The organism is Paenarthrobacter sp. AT5, assembly GCF_032764245.1.
Lineage (GTDB): Bacteria > Actinomycetota > Actinomycetes > Actinomycetales > Micrococcaceae > Arthrobacter > Arthrobacter ureafaciens.
The window spans coordinates 2,968,963-2,995,909 of sequence record NZ_CP136441.1 but is presented as its reverse complement, the minus strand read 5'-3'; the positions used below and the strand labels follow the sequence as shown (position 1 = coordinate 2,995,909).

Below are 26,947 nucleotides of genomic sequence, written 5' to 3'. Positions count from 1 at the left end.
AGCGCCCATGCGCAATCAGCAACGTCCAAGCCAAACACTTTGTACAAATTGGCAAGAAAAAGAGGCTCCTTGCAATACAAAATGCAAGGAGCCTCTTTGATGTGCTGAGCAAGCGGCTACACCGCCTGTCGGTTACACGGCGCCGTCAGTTTCTTCGGCCCGGGCTTTTCCCGCCTTGGACCGGGCGTTGAGGTAACAACCCAGCGCAATGACCAGGATCAGCGCGGCAGTGCCGAAGAGCTGGCCCGCGCTCTCCGGGTTGGCAAAGCCGACGGCGAAGATAATGCCCAGGAGCACCAGGCCCACGATGGTCAGGACCGGGAAGCCCTTCATGCGCAAAGGCAGCTCAGTTCCCTCACGGTCCGCCCTGCGGCGCAGGATCAGTTGCGAGACGAGGGCAATACCCCAGACCACCAGGCAGGTGGAACCAACCAGGTTCAGCAACGCAGGCAGGACCAGGTCGGGGAAGAGCAACTCCAGGACGGTGGCAATGAAGCCGAAAGCGACGGAAACTCCGACGGCGGCCACCGGCACCTTGGCCGGGCTAAGCCGGGACAGGAAGCGCGGAGCCTCACCGCGCCTGGACAGCGAGAACACCATGCGGGACGCGCCGTAGAGGTTGGCGTTCAATGCTGAGAGCAGCGCGACGACTGCCACCAGGGTGATGGCTGCACCTGCCCCGGGAATGCCGGCCAGGTCCAGTACTCCGGCGAACGGGGACTTCAGGCCCTCGGACCCCACGGGCAGGATGGCGGCGATGACGAACACGGAGCCGATGTAGAACACCAGGATCCGCCAGACCACCGTGCGGATGGCCTTGCCTACGCTGTGGGCAGGATCTTCGGTTTCTGCTGCAGCCACACTGACGATTTCCGTGCCGCCAAAGGCGAAGATCACCACGAACAATGCCGCCGCAATGCCGCCGATGCCGTTCGGAGCGAAGTCGCCGAATGCTGACAGTCCGGGGGAGGGGGCGCTCGGGAGCAAGCCGAGCAGCAGTGCTGCGCCAATGAGCAGGAAGATCACGATCGCGGCCACCTTGAGGATGGCGAACCAGAATTCGAACTCGCCAAAGTTGCGCACGCCCACAAGGTTGATGCCGGTAAAGACCACCATGAAGATCAGGGCCAATGCCCAGACCGGCACCACCGGCCACACGGAGAACAGCAGCCCCGCGGCGCCAAGCGCTTCGGCTGCGATCACCACTACAAGCTGCAGCCACCAGAGCCAGCCGATGGTGCCGCCGGCGGTCTTGCCGAGGGCTTTCTCCGCATACACCGAGAATGCGCCGCTGTTGGGATTCGCGGCTGCCATCTCGCCCAGGGCCCACATGACCAGGATGATCAGTGTTCCGGCAACAAGGTAGGAGATCAGGACGGCCGGGCCTGCCGCTTGGACGCCCGCTCCCGAGCCAAGGAAGAGGCCTGCGCCGATAGCGCTGCCCAGGCCCATCATGGTGAGCTGGCGGGGCTTGAGTGAATGGCCGAGGCCGGAAGTTGGAGCAGGAGCCGTCATGGACTTCATTGTCATACGTGTCTACCTTCTATGGGTTTCATCAGGTTTGGCGTGCTTTCCTCTTGGGATGGCACGCAGGCGTCGACGACGCGGCAAGAGCCGTGGAATAATTCTCGCAGTTTGTAAGATACATCACTTTTTGCCGTAGCGAAGTGATGCGTAATGATTCCCCGGGGACAGGAACTTTGATGCTGGTCGATGATCTTGATGCAAAAATTGTACGTTTCTTCACTGACTCGCCGCGATCTTCCGTGCTGGAAGCGTCAAGGGTTCTGAAGGTAGCGAGGGCCACCGTGCAGTCCCGGATCGACCGGATGATCGAGAACGGCGTCATTGGTTCCTGGGTGCCGCAGCCCGATCCGGCCAACTTCGGCTTCCCCGTGGTGGCCTTTTGTTCGGTGACCATCACCCAGGAAATCGGCCATGACGCGATCATCGAGAGCCTCAGTGCCATTCCGGAGATCATCGAGGTTCACACCGTGACTGGAAACTCGGACCTCATGGTGCGCATAGCGGCCCGTTCCAACCCGGACATGCAGCGGGTGCTCGATGCCATGATCGCCACCAAGTCAGTGGTCCGCTGCTCCTCGGTTATCGTGCTGAACAGCCACATCCAAGGCCGCACCCTGCCGCTGATGGAGGCTGCCGCGAAAGCTATGTGACGCAAGGCATTTTGAGCCTGGGCCGGCGAGTCGTACCATTAGTTCTAGTCAATCTGACTTTAACTAAACGGAGCCCGGCTCCGTACGGCGATGAAGCGAGGTGAACGCCGTGAACGTCAACTCCGCGAACGTCGCCGAACGGCGCCTTGCACCGCCGTCGTTGGCTATTTCAACGGTGATTTTTGCGCTGCGGCCCAGCGAAAAGTCCGGACGCCCCACCCTCTGGCTGCCCCTGGTGCGCCGGATCCGCGAACCCTACAAAGGTCAGTGGGCGCTCCCCGGCGGACCCCTCGCCCACGACGAATCCCTCCAGGATGCGGCCTCGCGGAACCTGCGGGAGACCACAGGCCTGGCTCCGCAGTACCTGGAGCAGTTGTACGCGTTCGGGGGGCTGCACCGGTCTCCGAGCCAACGCGTCGTCTCGATTGTCTACTGGGCGCTGGTCCGCCCGACCGAAGCTGCGCTCGCCGACGAATCGGAAAACGTGCGGTGGTTCCGGGCGGACAGGCTCGGGGAACTGGCCTTCGACCACAACGCGATTGTGGACTACGCCCTGTGGCGCCTTCGCAACAAGATGGCCTACGGCTCCATCGCCTACCACCTGCTGGGCGAGTTCTTCACGCTGGCACAAGTCCGCGAGGTCTACGAGGCCGTCCTGGACCGCCAACTTGATCCGGCCAACTTCCGCCGGCAAATCAAAAGCACACCGGACATTGAAGAGACCGGTGAATACCTGCAGGGCGGGAAACACCGCCCACCCCGCCTCTACCGCTTCACCGGAACGCCCGGCCTTGGGCCAGATAACAGGAGTACACCATGAGCAGCGTCAACACTGCCGTCCAGCTGATCACGCGCGAGGAAGCCGAAAAGGGCTCATCGGGCGCAGGAGCCACTTGCAGCCCGGCGTTGGCGAAGGGTCCCTGGGAGTACGACCTCGCCGAATCCCTGGCCGGTGTCCCCGCATACGGCCCGGGTGCCTCCAGCGCCGACGTCGCCCCCTTGGCAACCCCGCGCCAGGGCCAGCTGCCCGAAGAGTACAAGCTGGCCTCCGAGGCCGAGCTGGACCGGCGGATCCGTGCCGCCAAGGAAGCGCTGTGGGACAGGGCAGTGATCCTGGGCCACTTCTACCAGCGTGACGAAGTGGTTCAGTACGCCGACTTCGTGGGCGACTCCTTCCAGCTGGCCAACGCGGCACTCACCAAGCCGGATGCAGAAGCCATCATCTTCTGTGGCGTCCACTTCATGGCCGAGACCGCGGACATCCTCTCCACGCCTGAACAGGCCGTCATCCTGCCCAATCTTGCTGCCGGTTGCTCCATGGCGGACATGGCGGACGAAGATTCCGTGGAGGAATGCTGGGAACAGCTGGAGGAAATCTTCGGCACCGACACCGACGAACACGGCCGGGTCCCGGTCATCCCTGTGACCTACATGAATTCCTCGGCTGCGCTTAAAGCCTTCTGCGGCCGCAACGGGGGCATCGTCTGCACGTCCTCCAACGCCAAAATCGTGCTGGAGTGGGCCTTCGAGCGGGGTCAGCGTGTCCTGTTCTTCCCGGACCAGCACCTGGGCAGGAACACAGCGAAGGCCCTGGGCGTGCCGCTGGAACAGATGCCCATGTGGAACCCCCGCAAGGAGCTGGGCGGTAACGACGCACAGACGCTCGTGGACTCCCGGGTGATCCTCTGGCACGGTTTCTGCTCCGTGCACAAGCGCTTCAATGTGGCCCAGATCGAGAAGGCGCGCCAGGACTTCCCGGGCGTCAACGTGATCGTCCACCCGGAGTGCCCCATGGAAGTGGTGGACGCCGCCGATTCGGCAGGTTCCACCGACTTCATCAAGAAGGCCATCGCTGCCGCGACCGAACCCACCACGTTCGCGATCGGTACCGAGATCAACATGGTGAACCGGCTCGCAGCGGAAAACCCCCAACACACCATTTTCTGCCTCGACCCCGTCATCTGCCCGTGCTCCACCATGTACCGGATCCACCCCGGCTACCTCGCCTGGGTGCTTGAGGAACTCGTGGCCGGGCGGATCGTCAACCGCATCACCGTGGACGACGCTGTGCAGGACAACGCCAAGATCGCGCTCGAGCGCATGCTGGCAGCCAAGCCGGCCTGACCAGGTGCAGACCACAGGATTCCCGGACTAGCCGAATCGAGACCCGCATGACCTCGAACCCCATCGCCGCCGCGCATCCCGCGGACGCCCGGACGTTGATCGTCCTCGGCAGCGGCATCGCCGGACTCTACGCAGCCCTCCTCGGAGCCGAGGCCGGAGCCCAGGTGACGCTGCTGACCAAAGGCGGGCTGGAGGAAAGCAATACCTGGTTTGCCCAGGGCGGCATCTCAGCCGTCCTGGAGGAGCCTGCCCCCGGAGATACCGTGGCAGCCCACATCGAGGACACCCTCAAGGCCGGTGCCGGGCACTGCGACCCTGAAGCGGTCCGGGTGTTGTGCACCGAGGCGCGGGAAGATATTGCCGGATTGGTCCGGTTCGGCGTGCGCTTCGACAGCGACGACGACGGCGACCCCGCCTTGGGCCTCGAAGCCGCCCACTCCGCGCCGCGCATCCTGCATGCCGGTGGCGACGCGACAGGCGCCCGGGTGGCGGCTGCGCTGATTGGCAGCGTGCTCGAATTCCGGTCTGCCGGGCGGATCCGGGTAGTGAGCCGGGCCCACGCCACCTCCCTGGTCCAAACGGATGGCCGGATCTCCGGTGTGGCCTACGTGCAGGATGGTCAGCCGGTCACCGTCCAAGCCGATGCCGTCCTGCTTGCTACCGGGGGAGCCGGGCAACTGTTCGCCCAGACCACGAATCCGTCCGTGGCTACTGCCGACGGACTTGCGTTGGCTTGGCGGGCCGGAGCAGCCGTGTCCGACCTGGAATTCTTCCAGTTCCACCCCACCTGCCTGGCCCGTCCAGCCGGAGCACCGGGTGGGACGGAGCCGTTGCTGATCTCGGAAGCCGTGCGGGGCGAGGGTGCGCTCCTGCTGGACGCCTTCGGTCAGCGGTTCATGCCCGACTACCATCCCGACGCCGAACTTGCTCCCCGTGACGTTGTCTCCCGCAGCATCGCCCTGCACCTTGCTGCCCTGGGGGACCCCAACGGACACGTGTTCCTTGATGCCACAGTCATCGAAGCCAAACGCGGCAGCGGCTTCCTCGAGAAGCGCTTCCCCACCATCTCCCAACGCACCCGTGAAGCGGGCTTCGATTGGACCAGGGAACCCGTTCCCGTGGCGCCCGCGGCCCACTACTGGATGGGCGGCGTGGTGACGGACCTGCACGGGCAGACCTCTGTTCCCGGTTTGTATGCCGCCGGTGAAGTTGCCTGTACCGGTGTGCAGGGGGCTAATCGCCTGGCAAGTAATTCGTTGCTTGAGGGGCTGGTGTTTGCGCGGCGGGCAGTTAGGGCAGCGGTTGATGCGGTCCCTCTGCGTGCTGGCTCGGCCGCGGGCGGCCTCCCCTTGACGCACGCTGCCGGGACCCCCTCACCCGCGGACGGGGCTCGGCCGCCGTCGGAATATGCGGGGACTGAGCCGTTTTCCCGGGGCGCCTTGCAGCGGCTCATGACGGCCAAGGCCGGGGTTCTTCGCAGCGGAGTGCTGCTGGCCGAGGCGGAGGCCGCCCTGGATGCCTGGGCCGACGGCCTGCTTCCCGCAGCCGGCGCCGCTTCGACCGATGTCCGCGCGCACGAGGATGCCAACCTCCTGTTGGCCGCCCAACTGCTGGTGCGGGCGGCACGGGCACGGCGGCAATCCCTGGGAGCGCACTACCGAAGCGACACAGCGGCCGCACCCGCCGTCGTCGACCATTCTGACAAGCCACACTCCATGAGCCCGAAAGCGAGCCTCGTCCATGACTAACCTCACCCTCCCCGCGGCGGCCGTCCGGGACATCCTGGAGCGTGCCTTCGCCGAGGACGCGCCCAACGGAGACATCACCTCACAGCTGTTGATCCCCGCGGACGCCCGCGCAACCGCAGTCCTCAACGCCCGTGTCCCCGGAGTCTTGAGCGGTGGAACCGTCTTCCGCGACGCGATGAAACTCATCGACCCGGACACTGACGTTCAGCTCCTGCTCGGGGACGGTGACACGTTCGACGCCGGCACCCACCTGGCGCGGGTCAGCGGCAGCGCGCGTTCAGTCCTGATGGCCGAACGGGTGGGACTCAACCTGGTCCAGCGCATGAGCGCAATTGCTACGAAAACCGCCGAATTCGTCCGTCTGGTGGAGGGAACCCGGGCCCGGATCACCGACACCCGCAAGACCACCCCAGGGCTTCGTGTCCTGGAACGGTACGCCGTCCGCTGCGGCGGGGGAGCGAACCACCGTTACAGCCTCTCCGACGCCGTGCTGGCCAAGGACAACCACCTCGCCGTCATGACGGGCGGGGATCCGAAGAAGCTCACCGCACTTCTGGCGGCAGCGAAAGCACAGCTGGGCCACACCACCCACTTCGAAGTGGAGGTAGACCGGGCAGACCAGATTGAGCCCGTCCTGGCAGCGGGTGTGGACACCATCATGCTGGACAACTTCACTCCCGAGGAACTTCGTGCCGGGGTGAAGCAAGTGGACGGACGGGCGATCGTCGAAGCAAGCGGCAACGTCAACCTGCACACGGTGGCGGAAATCGCCGCGACGGGAGTTGACGTCATCTCGATCGGTGGACTCACGCACAGCGTGGCCGCGCTGGACCTGGGGCTGGATGTCGAGCTGGACATCGCGCCGGGAACCGACCCCGTCCGGCCATGATCTTCCTGGACGCAGCCTCCACCACTCCGGTCCGCCGTGAAGTGTTGGAAGCCATGTGGCCCTATCTCAGCGGCGAATTCGGCAACCCATCCAGCCACCACAGCCTGGGTGAAGCCGCTGCCTCCGCGCTCGCAGACGCCAGGTCCGCCGTTGCGAAGGTCCTTGACTGCCGCGCCGGAGAAATCACCTTCACGTCCGGCGGCACTGAAGCGGACAACCTTGCCGTCAAAGGCATCGCCCTGGCACGGCAGGCAGCAGACCCGTCCCTGAACCGCGTGGTCATCAGCGCCGTCGAACATCCGGCAGTGGAGGAATCGGCGCGCTACTTGGAACGCGTCCACGGTTTCACCGTTGACGTGGTCCCGGTGGACGGCGACGGGCTGGTGACCGTGGAAGCCCTCGGCGCGGTCCTCCGCCGGGAGACGGCTTTGGTCAGCATCATGTACGCCAACAACGAGGTGGGCACTGTCCAACCCGTGGCGGACCTTGCCCGGGCGGCTCACGCGTTACATATCCCGTTCCACACGGACGCCGTCCAGGCCGCGGGCTGGTTGCCCCTCGATGTGAAAGCCCTCGGTGTGGATGCCCTCAGCCTGTCCGGGCATAAGCTCGGTGCGCCCAAGGGTTCGGGCGTGCTTTTCACCAAGGGGCGCTTGCGTCTGGAACCGCTGATCCACGGAGGAGGGCAGGAACGGGGCCGGCGTTCGGGAACCGAGAACGTTGCCGGTGCCGTTGCGGTCGCGACAGCATTGAACCTGAGCCACGCCGAAGCCGCTGCCGCATCTGCGGACGTGGCTGCCCTGCGCGACAACTTCATCGCCGCGGTACGGGAAGCAGTGCCGGGAGCCGTCCTCACCGGCCATCCGTCCCGGCGCCTGCCCTCGGTTGCGTCGTTCTGCTTCCCGGGAACCAGCGGGGAATCCGTGCTCCTGGAGCTTGAACGGCTCGGGGTGGTGTGCTCCAGCGGCTCGGCCTGCGCAGCTGGTTCCGATGCTCCGTCACCGGTGTTGCTGGCACTGGGCATCAGCCCTGAAACGGCACAGACTGCCGTACGCTTCAGTTTTACCTCTGCCGTCACCGCTGCCGAACTGGAGCATGCAGCCGCAGCGGTGGCTGCCGCCGTCGGGCGTGTCCGCAACCTGGTAAACCACCCCAAGTAGGTCGCAATTGTGCACGTTTTGACCCGTCAAAACGTGCACAATTGCGACGCAGTTGGGTGCGCTGCTAGACGTGGCGGGCGCGGCGGAAAATCCAGTGCCGCAGGAGGGTGAACCGGACGGCGGTGGCAACAAAGCCGGAGAGCGTCGTTGTCCAAAGTTCCTCGCTGACGGTCGCCTCGGGCCGGAGGAGATGCAGGATGCCGAGGCTCCCGCCGGTGATGAGCAAGGCTACGAGGATCACAATGACGCCGCTCAAATGGTCATTCGCCCGCCGCTTGCTTCCCGTGATCTTGAAGGTCAGCCTGCGGTTCAGCGCCGTATTCAGGAGCGAGGTGAGGACCAGCGCGATTGCGTTGGCGATCTGCGGATCAACCCAGGGACGCAGCATCGCGTAGATGGCCAGCGAACTCGCGGTGCAAATGATCCCGACGCCGGTGAAGCGGATGAGCTGCCGGATCACCGGGTATCGCAGGAGCCCTTTTCGCCTGCTCAGGCGGTGCCGTACCGCGGGGGTTCCGGAGGTGGCGTGCCGCGGCTCAGTGGTTTCCGCGGCAGTCTCCATGGCTTAAGCCTTGCACACTATGCGTGCGGACCTTCCCATCGTGCGGCGATGACAGGGTTCCGGAGCTCCCCGATGCCCTCCACGCGGCACGCCACCGTATCCCCGGGTTGGATGCGGGCGCACTCTGCAGGGAAGCCGGTGAGCACCAGGTCGCCCGGCTGCAATGTCATGAAGGACGTCAGGTAGACCATGATCTCCTCTACCTTCCAACCGAGGTCGGCGGAACTTGCCGGCGTCAGTTGGTTGCCGTTGTGGACGATGCTGATTTCCAGGTCCGAGTCGTCGAGTTCGGTGACGATCCAGGGGCCGGCGGGAGTGAAGGTGTCCTGGCTCTTGGCGCTGATCCATAGTTCATCGGTCTTTTGGAGGTCGCGGGCGGAAACGTCGTTTCCGATGGTGTAGCCCAGGATTGCCGACCTCGCCGTTTCCAGGGTCAGGCCCCGGGCGGTGGAACCCACGACGACGGTCAGCTCGGCTTCGGGGTCGACGTAGCCCACTGTGGAGCTCAGCTGGATGGCATCGCCTGGCCCGATCACGCTGGAAGCCGCCTTGTGGAATGCCTGCGGAGGCAAGTCCCGGCCGGGCTGGCCCGTGTTGTGGGCCATGCCGAAAACGTTGACAGGGACGGACGGTGCCAGGAAGCGGAACGATGCTTCCTCCACCACTGCGCCCACTTCCCAGCCGGGCCTTCCGGGACTCGCTGCGTTGGCCCTGGATCCCGGGAACGGGGACTGCACCAGCGTCCAGCGCTTTCCTTCGTCGGAGTCGAAGTCGGGAGCATCGTTGGCGGCGAAGAATTGCTCGTTGGGGCTGTTCGGTTCCAAAGGTTGGATGCGGGCGATGCGCCGGGGAAGCGGGGAAGTCATGAAGACATCCTACGTCCTCTGCGGGGCCGGCCCGAACACTCACCAACGGGACCCGCACGTGGCGCGTAAAGAAGCCGGCAGCACATGGATAGAATCCAGTTCATGCGCCTCGCGATCATAGGGGCGGCCCTGCTGGCAGCCGGAGCAGTGGCCGTAGTGACAGGGATTCTTCCGTGGTCCGAAGTGCAGGTCCTGATTGCCCGCGTGGGGCCCATCATGGGCTTCGTCGCGGCGATGACTGTGGTCACCGACCTGGCCAGCGATGCCGGTGTTTTCCAATGGGGTGCTGACCGGATCCGTCGACGGGCCGGCGGCCGCAGTTACGTCTTGTGGCTGCTGTTGGCGGCCATGGCCGTCCTGAGCACCATCTTCCTTTCCATCGATACAACGGCAGTGCTGCTGACTCCCGTGGTGGTCACGGTGACGCGGCAGACAGGATTGCCCGTCCTTCCCTTCGCACTGGCGACCGTGTGGCTGGCAAACACGGCGAGCTTGCTCCTGCCGGTATCGAACCTGACCAACCTCTTGGCCCAGCACAACCTTGACGGGATCAGTCCTGCCGGGTTCGCAACGCTGATGTGGGCCTCATCGCTGGCGGCCATCATCATTCCGCTAGCCTTCATCGCATTAGTCTTCCGTCGTGACCTGCAACGAAGGTATGCCCCTGGTCCAAAGAAGATGATCGACCCCGGTTCCCGGACCTCCATCCCTGGAAAGCACCGGGCGGACCGCATCCTGCTGCCGGGGACGGCCGCGGTGCTGTTGCTGCTGCTACCGGCTTTGGTGTCGGGGCTTCCAGTGTGGCTACCGGCTTCCATCGCCGCCGTCGCTCTGCTGGCCCTGTTCGGGTTCCGTCGGCCCCGCTCACTCACCATAAATCTGGTCCCGTGGTCCTTGCTGCTCTTTACCTCAGGGCTGTTCCTGGTGATGGAGGCCGCCCGCTACCTTGGATTGCCCGAGCTGGCAGGCCAAGTGGCCGGCAGGGGTGAGGGTTTTCCCGAACTGCTGCGGCTTGCTGCCACGGGCGCCCTGGCGTCCAACGTCGTGAACAACCTCCCGGCCTACTTGCTGGTGGAACCGCTCGCGGACACACCACTGCGGACGGCGGCCCTGCTCATTGGGGTCAATGCCGGGCCTCTTATTACTCCGTGGGCCTCGTTGGCCACCCTGCTGTGGCATGACCGCCTGCGCAAGATGAACGTGCTGATCAGCTGGCGGGGCTTTGCGCTGTACGGGATGATCGTCGCACCCGTGACCCTGGTGGCCGCAGTGGCCTTGCTGGCCCTCATGGCTCGAGTGGCATGACGTTGAGGGACTAGGCCGGAAGATATAGCTCGCCCACCGGCACTTCCGCCGCCAACCTGTTCGCCGGTCCCGCCAACGGGCAGGCCCACGCTTCGTCATACGCACACGACGGGTTGTAGGCGAAGTTGAAGTCGAGAATGAATTCCTGCTCCACACCAGCGTGGCGGAGTCCGTGAAAGGACCCCTTGATCGTGTCCAGGAGATAGCGTCCAGCGCCGTAGCTGCCCCCTTCCTTGCCGGCAGTGGCATCACGGAACGGCACGAAGATGCCGCCACCGTAGCTGCGCAGCCGCCAAGCCGCCAATGAACCCAGGCCCGGCAACTCGAACGTGCCGATCCGTACAAACGGGACCACGCCGTCCGTTCCCGTGGAGACGTTCATTTCCTCGCCGACGCCTTCCGGCAGCAACGGGGCGTACATCCGGAAGGAGGGATCATAATCGGCGGTCCGTAGCCCGGCGAAGGAAGCTTTCATCGCGTCCGTCAGCGCTGAGGCGGGATGCGTGGCGAACATGCGGTCACGTTCGTGCCGCCAGTGGTTATGGGCATCGAAAGGGTCCGTCGCTGCAAGCTTCCGGACCTCGTCATACAGGGCGAAGGTCCGCAGCCGCCAGTCCACGATGTCCACAGCGGAGATGGTGGAGACGCCGTCGTCGAATTCTTCGTTTTCTTCGGGAGCCATGACCACAGCCTAGCCCCCGCCGACGGCGGTGAAAGCCCGGTGCCCGGTAGGTGCTACTGTCGCTGGAGGCCAACCCGCAGCCCTGCGTTGGCCCCTGACCCCAACAGCGGCACTACACCCAGCCCGCCGCGACCTTCCGGAGACCAATGGAACGCCACGTATCTGCCCAACTCGTCTTCAAGACAGCAGCGAACACCAAAGTTGCCATGGCCATCGCCGTAGCCGCCAACCCTGGCTATGAGTCGCTGAGCGAGACCCTCGCCATCGAATGCGGGGGGACAGAAGTGCCCTACAAGGAATTGCAGGACCATCACGGCGGGCGGTTCCAATACATGGAATTCAGCGAGCCCAGTGAAGTCACGGTGAACTACAGTGCGGACGTGGTTGGCCGGGGAATAGCGGACAGTGCGGACCCGATGGAACTTATCCGCTATGTCCGTCCCAGCCGCTACGCGGAGTCGGACCGTTTGCTGCCCACTTCCTATGCAGAGTTCGGAACGATGCAAGGTGCCGGATTGCTCGAGGCCGTGCGCAACTGGGTGAACGGTGAATTGCGCTACGTCAGCGGGTCCTCGCGGGGCACGGACGGGGCTGTAGAGACCCTGCTCCACAGGCGCGGCGTGTGCCGGGACTTTGCACACCTCGCCATCGCGCTCCTGCGGTCCAAGGACGTGCCTGCACGCCTGGCCGCCGTCTACGCCCCCGGCCTCAGCCCCATGGACTTCCACGCAGTCGCGGAAGCGTACATCGATGGCGCGTGGCACGTGATCGACCCCACAGGGTTGGCTCCGCGCGAAGCCATGCTGCGCATCACCGCCGGAAGGGACTCCTCGGACACCGCGTTCCTTTCAACGGTCGGCGGCAGCCTCACGCTCAAGACCCTGAAGGTCGCCGCAACCGTGGAAGGTGAGCTGCCCGTGGAAGACCCCGGGCAGCTGATAACCCTCGGCTAGGCCAGCGGCCGGGCGCCCGTGCCGGATTGCTGGTGCCCGGCGACGGATGCCCGCAGCTTGTCCGTCAGGCGAAGCAGCTCGCGTTGCTCTTCGGCTGTGAGCGCCGGTGCTACCAACTGGGCGATTTCCCGCACGTGGTCGCGGCCGATCGACTTCTGCAACTCGCGCCCGGCCTCCGTGAGGGACAGCAGGACTCCGCGGCCGTCGTCGGGGGCTGTTGTCCGCTCCACGAGTCCCCGCTTTTCAAGGCGGTCCACCAAGCGGCTCAGGCTCGACTGGCTCAGCAGCACTTTGTCGTTGATCTCGTTCAGCCGCAGTTGGCCCGAAGGGCAGCGCGATAGCGTGAAAAGGACGTCGTACTCGTTGACCGGCAACGACTTGAACGCCGAACCGGCTTGGAGCTTCCGCATCACCGCCACCTGGGAGCGGAAGAGCGACTCCCAGGTTTCGGCGGCAAGTCGGACTGTGGAGGAAGCCGAAGGGCCGGACATCAGGACTCCCGACCAGCGGTTCCGGCGGCAGCGGACTCGCTGACGTTGGCCTCCAGGGCTGCGGCCACGCGGGAGGCGTGCGTCGGGGCGTCCGGGACGTGGGCCGGCTTCAAGGCAGCGTACTCCTTGCGCAGGACCGGAAGGACTTCCTCTCCGAAGAGGTCCAGTTGCTCCAGGACCGTCTTCAACGGCAGGCCGGCGTGGTCGATCAGGAACAGTTGGCGCTGGTAGTCACCGAAGAACTCACGGAACGTCAGGGTCTTCTCAATGACTTCCTGCGGGCTGCCGACGGTCAACGGCGTTTGCGAGGTGAAGTCCTCCAGCGACGGGCCGTGTCCGTACACGGGTGCGTTGTCGAAGTAAGGGCGGAATTCCTTCACCGCGTCTTGCGAGTTCTTCCGCATGAAGAACTGCCCGCCCAGGCCGACGATCGCCTGGTCTGCCTTGCCGTGCCCGTAGTGCTCGTAGCGCTCACGGTAGAGGCCGATCAGCTGCTGGTAGTGCTCTTTGGGCCAGAAGATGTTGTTGGCGAAGAAGCCGTCTCCGAAGTAGGCAGCCACTTCCGCGATCTGCGGCGTGCGGATGGAGCCGTGCCAGACGAAGGGGGCGACGCCGTCGAGCGGGCGCGGTGTGGACGTGAAGTTCTGCAGCGGGGTGCGGAACTTGCCGGACCAGTTCACCGTGTCCTCGTCCCACAGCTTGCGCAGCAGGCTGTAGTTCTCGATCGCCAGTTCGATCCCGTCCTGGATGTTCTTGCCGAACCAGGGGTAGACGGGGGCGGTGTTGCCCCGGCCCAGGACCAGGTCCACCCTGCCGTCTGCCAGGTGCTGCAGCATCGCGAAGTCCTCGGCGATTTTCACCGGGTCATTCGTGGTGATCAGGGTGGTGGCCGTGGAGAGCGTGATGCGTTCGGTCTGGGCCGCGATGTAGGCCAGGGTGGTGGTGGGGGAGGAGGAGAAGAACGGCCGGTTGTGGTGCTCGCCCAACGCGTAGACGTCCATGCCGATTTCTTCGACCTTCTTGGCAATGGCTACGGAGGCCTTGATGCGCTCGTGTTCGGTGGGGGTGCGGCCTGTGGTGGGGTCAGTGGTGATGTCACTGACGCTGAAGACGCCGATCTGCATGGTGTTGCCTTTCTCCCTGCCCGTGGTTCAGGCCTCCGGATTGAGGGGGCCATATGTCACAGTGTAGCTGAAAATAGATGCATTTGCATGTATCGCTGTGTGTAACAGGGCAGGGCCGGGAAATGTTCCCGGCCCTGAGAGATGGGCAGTGAGGGGCTATTCGGCGGGGTTGTGGGCCGCCCGGCGCCCCGAGATCCGGGGCACGGCCCCCGTGGTCCAGTCGGCGAAGGCATCGCTGCCGCCGTTCCCGGCAGGAACATCGGGCCGGACCTGCAGGGCTTTCTGCAGGTCCTTCTTCTCCCTGCGGCCCTCCACGAGCTTGTACAGGACGGGAACCAGGACCAGCGTCAACGCCGTGGAGGAGATCAGCCCGCCGATCACCACGATCGCCAAAGGCTGGGAGATGAACCCGCCGCCACCGGTCAAACCCAGCGCCATGGGAGTCAGGGCGAAAACGGTGGCCAAGGCCGTCATGAGGATGGGGCGCAGGCGCTGGCGGGCACCATGGGTGATCGCCTCGGCAACGCTCATGCCGGCCCTGCCGTCATGCGGTTTGCGGTACTGGTTGATGAGGTCGATCAGGACGATTGCGTTGGTCACCACGATGCCCACGAGCATCAGCATGCCGATCAGGGACGGCAGTCCCAGGGGAACTCCGGTGAGCAACAGCAGTCCCACCGCGCCGGTGGCCGCGAACGGCACCGAAACGAGCAGGATCAGTGGCTGGATGAGGGACTTGAAGGTTGCCACCATGATCACATAGACGATCGCGATGGCAGCCAGGAGCGCCAGGCCAAGTTGCCGGAAGGACTCCGCCTGCTGGGTGGTGGCACCACCGATAGTGGCTGTGACTCCCGCGGGCAGCTCTACGGAGGCGAGACGTTCCTGGACCGCGGTGCTGACGCTGCCGAGGTTTGAGCCCGACGGCGTCACAGTCACCTTAGCCGTGCGCTGGCCGTTGCTGCTGGTGATGGAAACCGGCGTGTCAACCTGCTCGACGGCGGCTATGGACTCCAGCGCGATTGGACCGCGCGCAGTCGGCAGCTGGAGGGCCCGCACCGCAGCGATGCTGGTGAAGCGTGTTCCCTTGCCGATCCGGACCGGATAGTCATTGGTGTCGATCCGCACTGTTCCGGCCGGGATCGGGCTGACTGTGGACGCCAGGAAGCCACCCACCTGTTCCTCGGTGAGGCCGGCGGCCACGGCCTTTGCCCGATCCACGCGTACCTGGACCACGGCTTGGCTGGCTGCAAGGTTCGTAGCCACTTCGGTGCTGCCCGGAACGCCTTCCATGGCCTTCACCATGGCATCGCTGGCCGTTTGCAGGTCCGCCGAGTTCGCAGCCCTGATGGTGATGTCAACGGTGGAGGATGTGCCGAACCCGCCCTGCTGGGATCCTACGGTGATCTTTCCCGGCAGGCCTTCAAGCTTGCTGCGGACCTCGTCCTGGAGTTTTTTCTGGTCCACCTTCTCGTCCGTCACCACGGTAAACGTTGAGTTGGAAGCGCCCGTGGAGGTCAGCGCGGCAAAACCCGTTTGGGCGTTGCCGGAGGTCACCTGGACGTCCTTGATGCCCTCCGTGCCCCTGAGGAGGTCCTCCACCTTGGCAGCTTCCGCGCTGGTGGCGTCCAGGCTGGTACCGGCAGGCAGGACCTGCCGGACGGTCATGCTGTTTTCCCCGGAACGTCCCAGCAGGTCCGTAGCCAGCAGGGGAGAAACAGCCACGGTGGCGACCAGGATCAGTGCCGCGGCGCTCAGTGTGATCACAGGGTGTTTCTGCGTTGTGGCCAGGATCGGCAAGTAACCGCGCTGGAGCCTGCTCTTTTGCTCGGCTTCCCTCGCCCGTGCGGCAATGGTCTTTGCATCGGGGATTGCAGCGCCTGCGGCAGGCGGCGTGCTCTTCGCTGACGGGGACGCCAGGAACCAATAAGCAAGTACGGGGACGATGGTCAGCGAGACCAGCAAGGAAGAAAGCAGCGCGATGGTGACCGTCAAGGCGAAGGGCCGGAACAGCTCGCCCGCCAGGTCTCCGACGAAGGCGATCGGAAGGAACACGGCAACTGTGGTGAGCGTCGAGGCAGTGATGGCTCCGGCCACTTCGCGGATGGAGGTGACGATGGCCGTCAGCTTGTGCTCGCCGTAGCTCAGGTGCCGTTTGATGTTCTCAATCACGACGATCGAGTCGTCCACCACCCGGCCGATCGCGATGGTGAGCGCACCCAGGGTCAGGATGTTCAGTGAATAGCCGGTTGCGGAGATGCCGATGAAGGTGACCAGCAGCGACAACGGAATGGAAACCGCGGTCACCAAGGTGGACCTCACGGACATCAGGAACACCAGGATCACGGCCACCGCAAAACCGAGCCCGAGAAGTCCCTCGGTAGTGAGGTCCTTGATGGACTTCTCGATGAAGGGTGCCTGGTCAAAGACGGGGGTGAAGGCGGCGTTGCTGCCCAGCTCTGCTTCCATGGGCGCCAGGGCCTCACGCACGGCATGGGAGATCGCCACGGTGTCGCCCTCAGGCTTCTTCGTGACCGACAGCGCCAGTGTCGGTTTGCCGTTGGTGCGGGTGATCGAGGTGGCGGGGTCGTCCTCGATGCTGACATCGGCGACGCTTCCGATGGTGGCCGCTCCCTTTGCGCTCTCCAGTGGCAGTGCCTTGATGATCTCCAGGGAATCGACAGGGCTGCCCAGCTGGAGGGACAGCGTCTTGCCCTGGTCCTCGATGGTGCCTACCGGAACCAGGGTCCCGTTGTTCTTCAAGGCCGCGCTGATGGACTGCACCGACGCGCCGGAGCCGGCAAGGTCTGCAGGGCGGGGCTGGACCAGGATGTGCTGGGTCGCTCCGCCCGTTACGTCGGCGCCCCGGACGCCGTCGATTTTCTGCAACCGTGGAACGCTGAGGCGCTGCAGGTCAGCGTTCAGCTCGCTCAGCGGCTTATCCGAAGACACCGCCAGGTACACGATCGGAAAGTCGCTGATGTTGCCGGCGATTGACTGCGGTTCCACATCGGCCGGCAGAACTCGCTTCGCATTGGAGATGGCACGGTCGATCTGGTTGCGTGCCCTGTCCAGGTTGGAACCGTAGGTGAACACCATGGTGATCTGGGAGACACCGTTGCGGGACGTCGACGTCGTCGACTCGAGCCCCTCGACGCTGTTGAGGGCTGTCTCCAGCGGACGGCTGAGCTGCTTGTCCACCACTTCGGGAGAGGCTCCCGGCATGGAGGTAACCACCGTTATCTGCGGGAACTCAATCGACGGAATGAGTTCCTGCTTGAGCGAGCCCATGGTGATCACGCCGAACACCGCTGCAAAGACGGTGATCAGCGCGATCAGGGCCCGGTTTCCCAGGGACAACGTGGCCAAGCGGAACATTGCAAAGTCTCCTGAGATCTACGGAGTATTCGATTGGCGGGAACGGGTTCCCGTGGGGCGGTGCGGAGATCAGCTCCGAAGTGCCGGTGCGCTGTCCAACTGCAGGGACCGCGCGGTGCCCGCCTCAAGTTCTGCGGCAAGCTCCGGGTTGTCGTTCAGCTTTACGCCGTAACCGGGCATCATGTCTTTCAGCTTGGACTGCCAGCCCTTGAAGTTCTTGGGGAAGGACTTCTGGAGCAGCTCGGTCATGATCGGTACTGCCGTTGATGCTCCCGGGGAAGCACCCAGCAGGGCGCCGATCGAGCCGTCCCGTGAGGCAATGACTTCCGTGCCGAACTGCAGGATGCCGCCCTTTTGCGGGTGTTTCTTGATGATCTGAACACGCTGGCCGGCCGTGATAAGTTCCCAGTCCCCGCCCGTTGCCTCGGGGTAGTACTCGCGCAGGGCCTCGACCTTGGCGTCGTGGCGCTTGGCTACTTCCTTGATGAGGTATGCCGTGAGGTCCATGTTGTCCTTGGCAACCGCAAGCATGGGAATGATGTTGCCCGGGCGGATGGACAAAGGTAGGTCCAGGTAGCTGCCGGACTTCAGGAAGTTCGTGGAGAAGCCTGCGTACGGTCCGAACAGCAGGGAACGCTGGCCGTTGACGTAGCGGGTGTCCAGGTGGGGAACGGACATGGGCGGCGCGCCCACGGAGGCCTGGCCATAGACCTTGGCATTGTGCCGGGAGGTGATGGAGGAATCGTTGCAGCGGAAGAACTGGCCGGAAACGGGGAATCCGCCGTAGCCCTTGCTCTCCGGGATGCCCGAGGCCTGGAGCAGGTGCAGTGCGCCGCCGCCGGCGCCGACGAAGACGAACTTGGCGTGGATCTTGCCGTGCTCGCCGGATTTGGCGTGCTTAATGGACAGATCCCAGCCACCGCCGGACGCGCGGCTGATGTTGGTGACATCGTGCCCGAAGTTCACTTCGGCACCGCTGCTGCGCAGGTAGCCGGTGAGCTCACGGGTCAATGCACCGAAGTCGACGTCGGTTCCTTCCGCTGCGCGGGTAGCCGCCACGCGCTGCTTCGGGTCGCGGCCCTTGACGATCAGCGGAGCCCACTTGGCGATCTGGGCCTGGTCCTCGCTGTATTCCATGCTGCGGAAGAGGGTGTTGGGCTTGAGTGCTTCGTAGCGTGTCTTCAGGAAGTTGGCGTGGTCATCGCCGATCACGAAGCTCATGTGCGGGACCGTGTTGATGAAGCCCTTGGGCGAGCCGATCACCTTGCTGTCCACCAGGTGGGACCAGAACTGGCGGGACAACTGGAACTGTTCGTTGATGTGGATCGCCTTGGTGGGATCCACGGAGCCGTCCTTGGCTGCGGGGGAGTAGTTCAACTCACACAGGGCGGCGTGGCCGGTGCCTGCGTTGTTCCATGGGCCGGAGCTTTCCAGGCCGGCTTCGTCGAGGCGTTCGAACATGGAGATGGTCCAGGTGGGTTCAAGTTGCTTGATGAACGCACCGAGGGTGGCACTCATGATTCCGCCGCCAATAAGGACGACGTCGGCATGTTGAGTCTTGGAAATGAAGGTCACGATCAATCTCCGTTAGCGGCGGCACTGGCTGTCACAGAATATCCCCGTGCGAGTCCAATACTGAAATTGCAGGGAATCGTCAAGGCTTTAAGCGGACGTTCGTAAAAACTTCATTGAGAACCGGGGAAGCGGGATAGCTTTCCACCTTGTTGGAGAGCGCCAGGGCGGAGATGGGGAAGGCGATCGGAACTGCCGGGACGGAAGCGGCGATCGCGGCATTGATCGACTGGTACTCCGTGTTGCGGCCGTCACCGGAGGGCAAGGCGCGGGCACGTTCGATCTTGTGGAACACGTCTGCGTCGAAGTAGTTGAACTCGGCACGCTGCTCACCGAAGAGCGGACCCAGGAAGTTGTCTGCGTCGGCATAGGAACCGTTCCAGCCGAGAAGATGCAGGGCATGGTCGCCCGGGGACTGGACCTTCTGGAGGTAGCCGTCTTCCCAATCGATCGGGACCGGTTTGACGTTGATGCCCACGGCCACCAGCTGCCGGCTGATCTCTGCATAGATCTTCTCGGGCGTAGGGAGGTAGGCCCGAGTGGCATTGAGCGGATAGTAGAACTTCAAAGGCTCGCCGTCGTAGCCGGCTTTCTTGAGGAGTTCCTTTGCCTTCTCAGGGTTGTAGCCCAGGGAAGGAGCGTTGTTGTTGAAGCCGCTGAGTTTCGGCGGGACGAACTGGGAGGCCTGGGCGGTGTTGTCGATGAAGAAGCGCCGGATCAGCGTCTCTTTGTCGATGGCCATCTCGATTGCCTGCCGGACCTCGAGTTTCTCCAAGGGAGCTACGGCTTGGTTGATTCCCAAATACATCACGGAGAAGGGGTCCCGCTGGATGATCTGGACTCCCTTCTTCACGAGCTGGTCGAACGTCCCGGGGGTCACGAGGTCGTAGGCGTCGATCTTCCCGTCCAGCAGCGCCTGCTGCCGCGTTTCGGCACGGTCATACGGGATGAAGTTGATGGTGGCAATTTGCCCGCGGTTTCCCCAATAGGCCTCATTCGTGGTCAGGGTGACCTTCTGGTCATCCCATGAACCGAACTTAAAGGGGCCCGTGCCAACCGGGTGGGCTGCGTAGGCGGACACCGCCTGACCGTTTCGAACGGTGTCAAGGATGTTGGCTTTCTGTGCTTCCAGGGCTGTTGGCGATGAGATCGCGAAGGCCGGCAACGTCAGGGCCTGGAGGAAACCGGTGAAGGGACGGGTGAGGTTGATCTGGACTTTGTTTGGCGCTTGGACCGCGCAGTCCTTGTAGATGGAAAAGACCGGTTCGTCGGAGTAGGCCTTGAAGACGCCCTGGAAGGAGATTCCCGGTGCTTGCTTTCGCAACGCGGCCGGGAACGTGAACCACCGGTTGAAGTTGGCACAGACCGCTGCTGCATCAAACGGGGTGCCGTCGTGGAACCGGACGCCTTCGCGCAGGGTGAAGTCGTAGCTCAGGCCATTGTTGCTGTCCTGCCATTCGGTGGCGAGCAGGGCAGTGGTCTGCCCGGTGGAGCCGTCCACGCCCACCAGTCCTTCAAGGACTTGGCGGGTCACCCGGTAGGCCTCGGAATCCGCGGTCATCGCTGGATCCAGGCCCAAAGGCATGGAAGCGGTCCCGAAGTTGAACGTTTGGGTAGGGGCAGCGGGAGTGGAACTGCTGGTGGAAGAGGACGGTGCGGGCCCGGGTGTTCCCGTGCACGCTGCGAGTCCCATCACCAGGAGCAGGGCGCCGCACTGCTTCGCCAGACGCCGCGTCTTGCTGCTTGCCACTCTTGTCCCCTCAAGCTGGTGTGAATTGGTGCCGACTTTGCCGGACAGCATTTCAGTCTAGTTGAACGTCCTGCAGGCAGAATCCGTTGCCAGGCGGCACACGCCCGTGGAACACGTTCCCCGTCTTCTTGAGGAAGGACACCCCAAGCTTTGAAAGCCGGGGGTGTCCTCAGGGAGCCAAAGCTCCAACACTGTGCGCAAGGGGGGACTTGAACCCCCACGCCCGAAGGCACAGGAACCTAAATCCTGCGTGTCTGCCAATTTCACCACTCGCGCTTGCCTGCGGTTCCAGCCCTCAGGGGCAGTACCGGCGGCGTCGGGGTCCAGTGTACCTGCTACTGATCGAGTTTGAGGTCCTTGCGCAGCTTGGCCACGTGACCTGTTGCCCGGACGTTGTACTGGGCCAGAGCCACTTTTCCTTCGGGATCCACCACGATCGTGGAACGGATAAGGCCCATGTAGGTTTTCCCGTAGTTCTTCTTCTCGCCCCAGGCTGCGTAGTCCTCCGCAACCGAGTGGTCCTCGTCGGAGAGCAGGGGAAAGGTGAGGCCCTCCGTGTCGGCGAACTTCGCCAGTGCCTTGGCAGAATCGGGGGAGATGCCGAGGACTTCGTAGCCGGCTCCCTGCAGGGACGCGAGGGAATCGCGGAAATCACAGGCCTGTTTGGTGCAACCCGGGGTGGAGGCCGCCGGGTAGAAATACACGATGGTATTCCGGCCGCGGAAGTCCTGCAGGCGTACTTCCTTGCCGTCCTTGTCCTGAAGAATGAAGTCCGGGGCCTGGTCGCCCGGGGTGAGTCGCTCCGCCAAAATTTGCTCCTTGAAATATGTGCGCAATCACCCACTTTAGTGCGGAGAGGCAATGTAAGCATGCTTAGCGCGCATATACTATCGACATGCCTGATATGGAGAGATGGCCCACGACGCGACTACTTTCGACCGCTGCGCGGCTCGTGGAAATCTCATGGAACGAGAAATTGAAGTCGATTGGCCTGACGCACGCCGGCGTTATCGCCATGCAGGTCCTGGCTGCCAAGGGTCCCATCACCCAGGCCGCTTTGGCGGAGGTTGCCAGGGTCAAGGCCCAGACCATGGGTACCACCCTTGCGCGGCTCGAACTGCATGGGCACGTGACGCGCCACCGCAGTGATTCAGACCGCCGGAGCCATGTGGTGACCCTTACGCCCGCCGGTAGCGAGGCGCTGACCGAGGCCGTGAAGTTGGAGCAGGACGTCCTTGCACCGGTTGCGGTTGACACTGCGCGGCTCCGCGACGAACTCCGCATCGTGGTCAGCGGACTCATCGGGGTCCCGTTGGCTGAAGAGGTGGGTATCCGGCCTCCTCATGAAACTGCTGCGCCAGGGGCGGAAAAGCCCTCGGGGGAGACCACCGCATAAGACTGGCCCCGTTCCTGCAAGGGGCGGGCAAAAGGAAAGGCTCCGGATCGCATCAAGCGATCCGGAGCCTTTTTTGGTGCACCCCCCGGGACTCGAACCCGGAACCCATTGATTAAGAGTCAATTGCTCTGCCAGTTGAGCTAGAGGTGCAACTATTGCTTTCAGCCTGGCGGGAATTTCTTCCTCAGCGGCCTCCGCAACGACAGATAACTCTACACCACTTCCAAGGGCGCAATGTCCACTTGTGCCGAACAGTGATGCACTCCACAGTCCGGCGATCGAAGCGGTACCGGCTCCCGGCTGGGACATGCAAAACAGGGACACGCAAAACAGGACACGCAAAAAGACCCCGAAGCGTTGGACGCTTCAGGGTCTTTGTTGGTGCACCCCCCGGGACTCGAACCCGGAACCCATTGATTAAGAGTCAATTGCTCTGCCAGTTGAGCTAGAGGTGCAGCTGTTGTTTTCGATCATTCCGACGAGGTTTATTTCCCCGGCGATCTCCGCAACGACAAGTAACTCTACACGACTTCAGCCGAACTGCAAATTCGCAAACGGCTGGCCCCGGCGCCTACCGTTCCAGCCTCAAAACCAGCGCAAAATCGGGGTTTCTGTTGTTGCTGAGTACCCACAAAGCACCGTCGGGGGCTGCCGCCACGTCCCGCAGCCGCCCGAACTCTCCTGTGAGAAAGGCCACAGGAGTGCCGGCAGACTCTCCGTCCAGGGGAACGGCCCATAGGCGCTGCCCCCGGAGGGCGCCTGTGTACGCCACGCCGTCCACAATCTCCAAGCCACTGGGTGACGCCTCGCCCGTTGAAGGCCACACGACTTTTGCGTCGAGGAAGCCCTGCCGTCCAGGGGCTCCGGTCACCGTGGGCCACCCATAATTCCCGCCGGGCGTGATGAGGTTGAGTTCATCATCGACGTCCGGCCCGAACTCGCTCGCCCACAGGCGTCCCCCGGAGTCCCAGGCAAGGCCTTGGACGTTGCGGTGCCCGTAGCTGTACACGGGGCTGTCGCCAAAAGGGTTACCCGGTGCGGGCCGTCCCTCCGGTGTCAGCCGGAGGATCTTGCCGCCCAGTGCCTCCAGGTCCTGGGGCTGCTCCCGTCGCTGCGAATCGCCCGTTCCAACGTAAAGGAGTCCATCAGGGCCGAAGCGGATCCTTCCGCCGTTGTGGGTAGACGCTTTGGGGATCCCGGAAAAGACCACTTCGGCCGGGCCCAGCCTCAAGTCCCCGGACCCGTCCCGGGTCAGCTGCATCCGGGCTATCCGGTTGTCCGAGCTTGAGGTGAAGTACGCATAGAGCCAACGGTCCGTGGCGAAGCCGGGCGAAAGCGCCAGGCCAAGGAGGCCGCCTTCACCACCGGGCACGACGCCGGCAACCTCACCGACAGGGGTGGCTTGCCCGTCCCGGATTGCCTTGACGGTTGCCGAATCGCGTTCAGAGACCACCGCAGTACCGTCCGTAAGGAACACGACTGACCACGGCAGTTGCAGGCCGACGTCGAGCTTCTCCTCAACCTGGACGCCGCGGGGAACGGTGGTTTGGGTCGTTGGCGGCGGGCCGGCGGTCGCAAAAGTCGTGCTGCTTTGGGGAACCGGGCTGCTGCCGGACGTGGACGTCCCGGCCGGACCTGACGGGCTTCCCGTGCAGGAAGAAAGCACCACGGCCAACGCGCAGAGCACAGGCAGTGCGCGGGTGGCCGGCTTCCTGGTGTTCGTCATGGCGATCGGGAGAACAGCAAACGACGGCGGTTCGGCAGCAGATCCGGCTCAGCGGCGGCTGCGTCGTGGCGGACGGAAGCCTGCCGCCTCAGCGTGGGCGGCTGACTCGAACCAGACGTCCGCAGGGGCGTCGGCGTAATCCGCAGAGTCGTCGTCGTAGTAGGTCATGGTGGCGGCTTCCCCCTTGACCGGGTATCCGTCCGGGGCACTGCCATCAGCTGCCGCGCCGGCGGAACCAGCGCCGTAGGGATGATCGGCCGCCAAGTGTCCGGACGGCGCCTCGGCCTCCACTGTTTCGGCGGCAGCAGTCTCAGCGCCGGGAAGCGTGGGGGAGTGGGGGTCGGTGTACTCGTGGTGGTGGACCGGTTTTCCCGAGGAATCGGTCCATGAGGATTCCCACTCGTTCTTGTCCGCCGCGTCCTGGCCGGTTGAGTCGGCGCGGGTGACGTCGTCTGCTGTCACTTCCCCGGTGCCTCCCACCTGTGCGTTCGTGTCCACTACGGGCTCGTCCACCACCGGCTCATCCAGGACGGGAGCCTCGATGACGGGTTCGTTCCCGACGGTCGGTTCGGCGGTGCCAGTGCGCTCTGTGGCGGCGCCGGCAGGTTCAGCGTCGCCACCCGCTCCGCCCGTACCAGCAGCAGGAGCAGGTGCGCCGTCCGTTGATGAGTGCCTGCCATGCCCGTGCGGTGCTGCGGAAGGGGCAGTCCCGGCCGTGGCGGCGTTGGAGGCGAGGTCCGGATCTTGTTCTTGGACGGCGGCGGGCTCCGGCGCTCCGGGACGGCCGTCTGCGGCGGGCTCCCTGCCCGCGGTGGTAACTCCTGCGAGACCGGCTACTCCCGCTGCCGCGGCAGCGGTCTCCGGAACGGCGGAAGTATTGCCCGGCTCCGTGGCGGCCGGCGGAGCGGCCGCCGGTTTGCGTGTGTTGTTGCGGCTGATAAGCCACCAGGCAACCGCAATCACCAGCACAATAACAATGACCCAAATCAACCAATCCATGGTGACGCCCTTCCGCTTTGGGGGTTTGAAGTCTTTCCAATGAGCCGTGTTTCCGACGTTACGTGCCTGCTCAGGGGCTGTCCAGCATCCGGACCGGGCTGCGGGCGACGAAAGGAAACCATGGGTATTTCCGGTGTTATCCGGACTTTGTGTCTTTTATGGTTTTTTTGATTTTTCCGGGACGGGCAAGGGACTGCGGGCAAGGCTGCCACATAGACTGTGGGGCATGAGCGAGGACACCCGGACTTCCACAGAGAATACGCCTGACATCAAACCCCGTAGCCGGGTTGTCACGGACGGCATTCACGCCGCTCCCGCACGCGGAATGTTCCGCGCCGTGGGCATGGGCGATGACGATTTCGCAAAGCCGCAAATCGGCGTCGCGAGTTCCTGGAACGAAATCACACCCTGCAATCTTTCCCTTAACCGCCTGGCCCAGGGCGCCAAGGAAGGCGTCCACGCCGGCGGGGGATTTCCCATGCAATTCGGCACGATTTCCGTCTCCGACGGTATTTCCATGGGGCATGAGGGCATGCACTTTTCCCTGGTATCGCGGGAAGTCATTGCCGATTCCGTCGAGACGGTGATGCAGGCCGAGCGGATCGACGGTTCCGTGCTCCTTGCCGGTTGCGACAAGTCCCTGCCCGGCATGCTCATGGCAGCCGCCCGCCTGGACCTGGCCAGCGTGTTCCTTTACGCCGGTTCCATCATGCCGGGGTGGGTAAAGCTCGAGGACGGTTCGGAGAAGGAAGTAACCCTCATCGACGCCTTCGAGGCAGTCGGAGCCTGCGCCGCCGGCAAGATGAGCCGTGAGGACCTGGACCGCATCGAAAAAGCCATCTGTCCGGGCGAAGGTGCCTGCGGCGGCATGTACACGGCAAACACCATGGCGTGCATTGGCGAAGCCCTGGGAATGTCGCTTCCGGGTTCCGCAGCTCCGCCTTCGGCAGACCGCCGTCGGGATGATTTTGCCCGGAAGTCCGGCGAGGCGGTGGTCAACCTCCTGCGGCTGGGCATCACGGCGCGGGACATCATGACCAAGAAGGCCTTCGAAAATGCCATTGCGGTGACCATGGCCTTCGGCGGTTCCACCAACGCTGTGCTTCACTTGCTGGCCATTGCCCGCGAGGCCAACGTGGACTTGACGCTTGATGACTTCAACCGGATCGGTGACCGCATACCGCACCTTGGCGACCTGAAGCCGTTCGGCCGGTATGTGATGACCGACGTCGACAAGATCGGCGGGGTTCCGGTCATCATGCGCGCTCTGCTCGACGCCGGACTGCTGCACGGCGATTGCCTCACCGTGACCGGCAAAACGCTTGCCGAAAACCTGGCTGCGATCAACCCGCCGGACCTGGACGGCAAGATCCTGCGGGCGCTGGACAATCCGATCCACAAGACGGGCGGCATCACCATCCTGCACGGCTCGCTGGCTCCCGAGGGTGCAGTGGTCAAGAGCGCAGGCTTCGACGCCGACGTTTTCGAGGGCACCGCCCGGGTGTTCGAGCGCGAGCAGGGCGCCTTGGATGCCTTGGACAATGGCCGCATCCAGAAGGGCGACGTCGTGGTGATCCGCTACGAAGGTCCCAAGGGCGGCCCCGGCATGCGGGAAATGTTGGCCATTACCGGCGCGATCAAGGGTGCCGGGCTCGGCAAGGACGTCCTGCTCCTCACTGACGGCCGCTTCTCCGGCGGGACCACCGGCTTGTGCATCGGCCACGTCGCGCCGGAAGCCGTCGACGGCGGTCCTATCGCCTTCGTCAAGGACGGGGACCGGATCCGTGTGGACATCGCTGCGCGTTCTTTCGACCTCCTGGTTGATGACGCTGAACTCGAAGCCCGCAAAGTGGGCTGGGAGCCGCTGCCTGCCAAGTTCACCAAAGGCGTTCTTGCCAAGTACGCCAAGCTCGTCCACAGCGCCTCCACCGGGGCTTATTGCGGCTGAGTTTCCTGCCGGGCTCCGCGTCCCCTACGAGGGTGGAGTCCGGCAGATGGACATTGTTGTCCAGATATTGAGATACGATGTTGCTTGATTGACACGT

General features: G+C 64.0%; 22 protein-coding genes and 3 tRNA genes. 10 read left to right on the top strand and 15 right to left on the bottom strand.

The window, feature by feature from the left end; genetic code table 11:
* Positions 1-132 precede the first annotated feature (132 nt).
* The gene (locus RI444_RS13770; protein ID WP_021470946.1) at positions 133-1,530 is read right to left on the bottom strand and encodes an amino acid permease; all 1,398 of its coding nucleotides are present in this window, start codon (positions 1,528-1,530) and stop codon (positions 133-135) included.
* Between the two features lie 173 nt (positions 1,531-1,703).
* Between RI444_RS13770 and RI444_RS13765 the strand changes: the two genes are divergently transcribed.
* From RI444_RS13765 to RI444_RS13740, 6 genes are all read left to right on the top strand, one after another.
* A complete protein-coding gene (locus RI444_RS13765) occupies positions 1,704-2,177 on the top strand; it encodes an Lrp/AsnC family transcriptional regulator (RefSeq protein ID WP_021470945.1) in 474 nt (157 codons plus the stop codon).
* Positions 2,178-2,277: 100 nt separating this feature from the next.
* A complete protein-coding gene (locus RI444_RS13760) occupies positions 2,278-2,997 on the top strand; it encodes an NUDIX hydrolase (protein WP_062097119.1) in 720 nt (239 codons plus the stop codon).
* Positions 2,994-4,301, top strand: coding sequence for a quinolinate synthase NadA (gene nadA / locus RI444_RS13755; protein ID WP_207604470.1), 1,308 nt, complete (start codon positions 2,994-2,996; stop codon positions 4,299-4,301). The genes RI444_RS13760 and nadA overlap by 4 nt, the downstream gene beginning before the upstream one ends.
* A 47-nt stretch (positions 4,302-4,348) precedes the next feature.
* Positions 4,349-6,049: an L-aspartate oxidase gene (gene nadB / locus RI444_RS13750; protein ID WP_207604471.1), complete on the top strand. Its 1,701-nt coding sequence runs from the start codon at positions 4,349-4,351 to the stop codon at positions 6,047-6,049.
* Positions 6,042-6,938, top strand: a complete 897-nt coding sequence (nadC, locus tag RI444_RS13745) for a carboxylating nicotinate-nucleotide diphosphorylase (protein ID WP_179011570.1) — start codon at positions 6,042-6,044, stop codon at positions 6,936-6,938. The genes nadB and nadC overlap by 8 nt, the downstream gene beginning before the upstream one ends.
* Positions 6,935-8,098: a cysteine desulfurase family protein gene (locus RI444_RS13740; protein ID WP_021470940.1), complete on the top strand. Its 1,164-nt coding sequence runs from the start codon at positions 6,935-6,937 to the stop codon at positions 8,096-8,098. Before nadC ends, RI444_RS13740 begins: the two co-directional genes overlap by 4 nt.
* A 64-nt stretch (positions 8,099-8,162) precedes the next feature.
* Here the strand turns inward: RI444_RS13740 and RI444_RS13735 are convergent, their stop codons facing one another.
* On the bottom strand, positions 8,163-8,660 hold the full coding sequence (locus RI444_RS13735) for a GtrA family protein (RefSeq protein ID WP_021470939.1): 498 nt from the start codon (positions 8,658-8,660) through the stop codon (positions 8,163-8,165).
* 17 nt (positions 8,661-8,677) lie between these two features.
* Entirely contained in the window at positions 8,678-9,526 is an 849-nt protein-coding gene (locus RI444_RS13730) for a fumarylacetoacetate hydrolase family protein (RefSeq protein WP_207604472.1), read from the bottom strand.
* Between the two features lie 102 nt (positions 9,527-9,628).
* Between RI444_RS13730 and RI444_RS13725 the strand changes: the two genes are divergently transcribed.
* A complete protein-coding gene (locus tag RI444_RS13725; protein ID WP_207604474.1) occupies positions 9,629-10,831 on the top strand; it encodes an SLC13 family permease in 1,203 nt (400 codons plus the stop codon).
* A gap of 10 nt (positions 10,832-10,841) precedes the next feature.
* Here the strand turns inward: RI444_RS13725 and RI444_RS13720 are convergent, their stop codons facing one another.
* Positions 10,842-11,513, bottom strand: coding sequence for a DUF1684 domain-containing protein (locus RI444_RS13720; protein ID WP_062097107.1), 672 nt, complete (start codon positions 11,511-11,513; stop codon positions 10,842-10,844).
* A gap of 146 nt (positions 11,514-11,659) precedes the next feature.
* Between RI444_RS13720 and RI444_RS13715 the strand changes: the two genes are divergently transcribed.
* Positions 11,660-12,466 (top strand): transglutaminase-like domain-containing protein, encoded by an 807-nt coding sequence (locus RI444_RS13715; protein ID WP_021470935.1) that lies wholly within the window; start codon positions 11,660-11,662, stop codon positions 12,464-12,466.
* Here RI444_RS13715 and RI444_RS13710 read toward each other — a convergent pair.
* From RI444_RS13710 to bcp, 7 genes are all read right to left on the bottom strand, one after another.
* Complete coding sequence (locus tag RI444_RS13710; RefSeq protein WP_062097106.1) at positions 12,463-12,957, bottom strand: MarR family winged helix-turn-helix transcriptional regulator; 495 nt, start codon at positions 12,955-12,957, stop codon at positions 12,463-12,465. The two genes, RI444_RS13715 and RI444_RS13710, sit on opposite strands and share 4 nt — an antisense overlap.
* Positions 12,957-14,081, bottom strand: a complete 1,125-nt coding sequence (locus RI444_RS13705) for an LLM class flavin-dependent oxidoreductase (RefSeq protein ID WP_021470933.1) — start codon at positions 14,079-14,081, stop codon at positions 12,957-12,959. The genes RI444_RS13710 and RI444_RS13705 overlap by 1 nt, the downstream gene beginning before the upstream one ends.
* 156 nt (positions 14,082-14,237) lie before the next feature.
* Positions 14,238-17,459, bottom strand: a complete 3,222-nt coding sequence (locus tag RI444_RS13700) for an efflux RND transporter permease subunit (RefSeq protein WP_069695128.1) — start codon at positions 17,457-17,459, stop codon at positions 14,238-14,240.
* Positions 17,460-17,528: 69 nt separating this feature from the next.
* Positions 17,529-19,034: a malate:quinone oxidoreductase gene (locus RI444_RS13695; protein ID WP_207604476.1), complete on the bottom strand. Its 1,506-nt coding sequence runs from the start codon at positions 19,032-19,034 to the stop codon at positions 17,529-17,531.
* 79 nt (positions 19,035-19,113) lie between these two features.
* Positions 19,114-20,781, bottom strand: a complete 1,668-nt coding sequence (locus RI444_RS13690) for an ABC transporter substrate-binding protein (RefSeq protein ID WP_083261901.1) — start codon at positions 20,779-20,781, stop codon at positions 19,114-19,116.
* A gap of 194 nt (positions 20,782-20,975) precedes the next feature.
* A tRNA-Leu gene (locus RI444_RS13685) sits at positions 20,976-21,057 on the bottom strand.
* A 59-nt stretch (positions 21,058-21,116) separates the two neighbouring features.
* A complete protein-coding gene (gene bcp / locus RI444_RS13680; RefSeq protein ID WP_069695126.1) occupies positions 21,117-21,590 on the bottom strand; it encodes a thioredoxin-dependent thiol peroxidase in 474 nt (157 codons plus the stop codon).
* Positions 21,591-21,676: 86 nt separating this feature from the next.
* On the opposite strand from bcp, the gene RI444_RS13675 reads away from it, so the two are divergent.
* Positions 21,677-22,177 carry a MarR family winged helix-turn-helix transcriptional regulator gene (locus RI444_RS13675; RefSeq protein ID WP_225740016.1) on the top strand — a complete coding sequence of 167 codons (501 nt, stop codon included), beginning with the start codon at positions 21,677-21,679 and terminating at the stop codon, positions 22,175-22,177.
* A gap of 74 nt (positions 22,178-22,251) precedes the next feature.
* Here RI444_RS13675 and RI444_RS13670 read toward each other — a convergent pair.
* The 4 genes from RI444_RS13670 to RI444_RS13655 all read right to left on the bottom strand — a co-directional run bounded on the left by RI444_RS13670 (position 22,252) and on the right by RI444_RS13655 (position 24,902).
* Positions 22,252-22,327, bottom strand: a tRNA-Lys gene (locus tag RI444_RS13670).
* A 229-nt stretch (positions 22,328-22,556) separates the two neighbouring features.
* Positions 22,557-22,632: transfer RNA gene (locus RI444_RS13665), tRNA-Lys, on the bottom strand.
* A gap of 116 nt (positions 22,633-22,748) precedes the next feature.
* Positions 22,749-23,903 (bottom strand): PQQ-dependent sugar dehydrogenase, encoded by a 1,155-nt coding sequence (locus tag RI444_RS13660; RefSeq protein ID WP_207604478.1) that lies wholly within the window; start codon positions 23,901-23,903, stop codon positions 22,749-22,751.
* A 48-nt stretch (positions 23,904-23,951) separates the two neighbouring features.
* The gene (locus RI444_RS13655; protein WP_242703041.1) at positions 23,952-24,902 is read right to left on the bottom strand and encodes a hypothetical protein; all 951 of its coding nucleotides are present in this window, start codon (positions 24,900-24,902) and stop codon (positions 23,952-23,954) included.
* 226 nt (positions 24,903-25,128) lie between these two features.
* On the opposite strand from RI444_RS13655, the gene ilvD reads away from it, so the two are divergent.
* Positions 25,129-26,850: a dihydroxy-acid dehydratase gene (gene ilvD, locus RI444_RS13650; protein WP_021470925.1), complete on the top strand. Its 1,722-nt coding sequence runs from the start codon at positions 25,129-25,131 to the stop codon at positions 26,848-26,850.
* The last annotated feature ends 97 nt before the right edge of the window (positions 26,851-26,947 follow it).